The 3,144-nt window shown below is 70.9% G+C and carries 4 protein-coding genes; all 4 read left to right on the forward strand.

Features of this window, described 5'->3' with window-relative positions:
- The coding region (locus tag E4099_RS33355; RefSeq protein ID WP_209446809.1) for a hypothetical protein at positions 1-297 on the forward strand (297 nt) is incomplete at its 5' end.
- Positions 298-849: 552 nt separating this feature from the next.
- Positions 850-1,854, forward strand: a complete 1,005-nt coding sequence (locus E4099_RS30730; protein ID WP_135342380.1) for a hypothetical protein — start codon at positions 850-852, stop codon at positions 1,852-1,854.
- 329 nt (positions 1,855-2,183) lie between these two features.
- On the forward strand, positions 2,184-2,516 hold the full coding sequence (locus E4099_RS30735) for a type II toxin-antitoxin system prevent-host-death family antitoxin (RefSeq protein ID WP_135342381.1): 333 nt from the start codon (positions 2,184-2,186) through the stop codon (positions 2,514-2,516).
- A 174-nt stretch (positions 2,517-2,690) separates the two neighbouring features.
- Entirely contained in the window at positions 2,691-3,095 is a 405-nt protein-coding gene (locus tag E4099_RS30740) for a hypothetical protein (protein WP_135342382.1), read from the forward strand.
- Positions 3,096-3,144: the final 49 nt, after the last annotated feature.

Here is a 3,144-nt window from a genome sequence, read left to right on the forward strand (position 1 = left end):
GCCCCGGCCCCGAGCGTGCCACCCATCGCCCAGCTGCTTCTGGACGCCTTCACCGCCTACGGCAACCCCGCCGACCTCACCATCGCCCAACTCGCCGACCACCTGGTCGCCGCCGACCCAGGCACCTGGGGCCTGTGGGAGGGCAAGCACAACCGGCAAATCATGATCGGGCGCACCCTCAAAAAGCACCTGAAGGAGGCAGGGCTGACCATCCCCACCGCCCGACTGGAGGCAGCCGTCGACCCCAAGCGCCCCACCATCTACCGCCTCACCGACATCCACAGCGCCCTGTCGTGACCAGCCCGCACCTGGCAGTGTCGGTGCAGGTGGGCGAGCACTCGGCGTGCGACGCCCGACGTTCACCCCGGAGGTCTCATGACCCACAATCCAGGCCAGCACGCCAAGGTGGCCGCCGACGCCGTGGCCCGACTCGTGCAGGAGGTACGGGCCGGCCGGGCCGCGTGGGAGCACCCCCACACCATCGGCGCCACGGCCGAGGAGGCGGCGCGCCTGTGCGAGTCCTTGGCCATCGCCCTCCAGGAACTGGCCGGCGCCTGGGGCCGGTGCGGTCCCCGCGGCCCCCGCGGCGACCAGGCGATCGGCGCGCTGCACCAAGCCGGCCAATCCACGACAGCAGCGGCGCGCCACCTACGGCGAGCCCGTCAGACTATGCGGTAGCGACGACCTGGAGGGGGAACACCGTGTGCCACGCAACGCCCAGCGGCCGGAGGCGTGATGCTGCTCGAACCTAAAGACCCATGCAGCGATTTGATCGGCCCAATCCGGCAATCCTGCGACGACAAAGACGGGGCGCCATCCGTTGAGGACCAGGTGGACCCGCTCTCCCACATGGCCCGGCAGGTAGCGGAGGCCGCCGACTGGATGGCCCGACACCTGGGGAAGGTGATCGCCGACCGGGACGCCGTCGACCTCACCAACCAGGGCTTCCTCCAGCAGTACGCCATCGTGTTCGCCGCCTCCACCGTCCTCGTGCTGATCCTGTGGCTGCTGGCGGTCACCAAGCGGGCCGTACGCGGGGTCCCCATGCTCACCGCGATGGGCGAGGCGGTCGGCCTGCTGTGGCTCGCCGTCCTCGCCACCGCGTTCACGCCCCTGATCCTCTACACCGTCGTCAGCGCCACCAGTGCCGTGTCCGACGCCCTTCAGAGCGCCTTCGGCGGCAGTCCCGGCAGCACATACGAGGCCCTGGCCGACGACCTGGAGGCCGGCCGGGTCGGCGGCGGCCCGCTGATGCTCGCCCTCGTATCCCTCGCCGCCATCATGCTGTGCGGCGCCCTGTGGCTTCTCCTGGTGCTGCGGGCGCTCGGCCTGTACGTGGGAGCCCTGCTCGGTGTGGTCGTCTACGCCGGCCTGGTCGACAAGGACATGTGGGGCAAGGTCCGGCGCTGGGGCGGATTCATGACCATGCTCATCCTCGTGGAGCCGGTCATCGTCATCGTGCTCGGATTCGCCTCCGCGCTGGAGACCTCCGAGGACACCAGCGCTGTCTCCATGGGGCTGGCCGTCACCGTCATCGCGCTGGGCGCGGCGATCTACATCGTGGTGAAGTTCCCGGGGTTCACCGACTCGGTGAAGGTCGCCCGGGAGGTCGGCCGCACCGCCGGACTCGGAGGGCGAGCCAAGGTGGGCGCCGCCAGCCCCGCTCAGGGCATCCGGCACGGCATCTCCACGCACAGCGTGCGCACCGGAAGCACCACCGGCTCCACCAGCTCGGGTGACGGCGGGCGGCGGGTGAACGGCCAGAGCAAGGCGGCGGAGGGCATCACCACCCACGCCCACCGCAAGCCCCGGCCCGACAGCGGCGGCGGCACCAGCAGCACCGACAGGAAGTGAGCCGCTGACCCAGACGCACACATGGACGGCGCCCCTCCCCACCCGGGGAGGGGCGCCGTTGACGTTGTGTCATCCGGCGTGTCCGGCGGCGTGTCCGGGCGCGTCCTGGTGTGTTCGAGCGGCCCCCACGGTGTGGCGCGCCCCGGAGATGGCGTGTCGGTGTGTCCGGCGGTGACACACCGCAAGAACACATGTGACCTGCGAAGACACACGGACACATCAATTTTTGAAGGGGGGGTAGGGGTGCCTATAGGCGGCCGGCGCCCTATCTTCGCGCGTGTTGCCGGCGCGCTGCCCGCGGTCACCATGAATCGCGTACCCTATGCGATATGACCTCTCTCCCGCCCGGCGACCAGATCACCGCGACCCAGCTCAACCGCGCGTTCCCTGGGTGCATCCGGGCCGCGCGCGAGGGTCGCCCGCAGTACGTCACCCGCAATGGCCGCCCCACCGTGGCGATCATCAGCGCGCCCCAGTACGCGGAAAGCGTGCTCGACCACGGGCCGCTACCCGGGGGGGAACGGCGCCTCACCCTGACGGAGGCCAAGCACGGTATGGGTCAGGCGATCCAGGATGTGCGCGAGTACGGGTGCGCCATCATCCTGACCAAGCGCGGTGCACCCGCCGTCGCGCTGGTGCCCGTTGAGCGGGTGGCCGACTGATCCAGAGCTAACGATTCCTGCGTGCCCCCCGGTGATCCCGCCGGGGGGCACGTTGGCGTTCACGCCCTCCCTGTTGGTAACGAACTGATAACTTCCGTGGGCTGAATCGCGTAAGGTACGCGATTCGTGGTTAGGTGTGGAGCACACACCAACGCACCCCGGGAGGCCCGGCCCATGACCACCCACACGATCACCCCCGCCCGGTACACCGCCCCACCCATCAGTGCGGCGCAGGCATGGGGGACCGTCGCGCGGACACTGGCCACCGCCGCCGGATTCGCCGCGCACGTGTGGGTGGTCGCCCCCGCCCGCCGCGCATGGGCCATCACCTGGGTCCGCATCGCCGCGTGGTGCCTACTGCTCCCGCTGGTGTGGCGCCTCGTGGCGGTGGGGGTGACCGTGCTCACCCGGTGGGCCCTCGGCCCACTGGTCGCGCTCGCAGCGCTCCGCTTTCGTGCGGCAACCCGAGTGCCCGACAGCCACGCCCGACAGGCGCGGTGGGTGCTGCTGGTGATGCGTCAGGGGTACCGCCGGGGGCGCCGGTCGGGCGCCCGCGTGGCCGCACTGGTCTACCGCTAAGGCGCCCGACTCCCCCCGCCAGTCCACCCCGCCTCCCGCCCCTCAGGAA

Origin of the sequence: Streptomyces palmae (genome assembly GCF_004684805.1) — a bacterium.
Taxonomy (GTDB): Bacteria; Actinomycetota; Actinomycetes; order Streptomycetales; family Streptomycetaceae; genus Streptomyces; species Streptomyces palmae.

What these genes read in the sequence shown, in the direction of transcription:
- E4099_RS30730 (WP_135342380.1), top strand. Translation starts at nt 850, where the DNA reads ATGGCCCGGCAGGTAGCGGAGGCCGCCGACTGGATGGCCCGACACCTG.
- E4099_RS30735 (WP_135342381.1), top strand. Translation starts at nt 2,184, where the DNA reads ATGACCTCTCTCCCGCCCGGCGACCAGATCACCGCGACCCAGCTCAAC.
- E4099_RS30740 (WP_135342382.1), top strand. Translation starts at nt 2,691, where the DNA reads ATGACCACCCACACGATCACCCCCGCCCGGTACACCGCCCCACCCATC.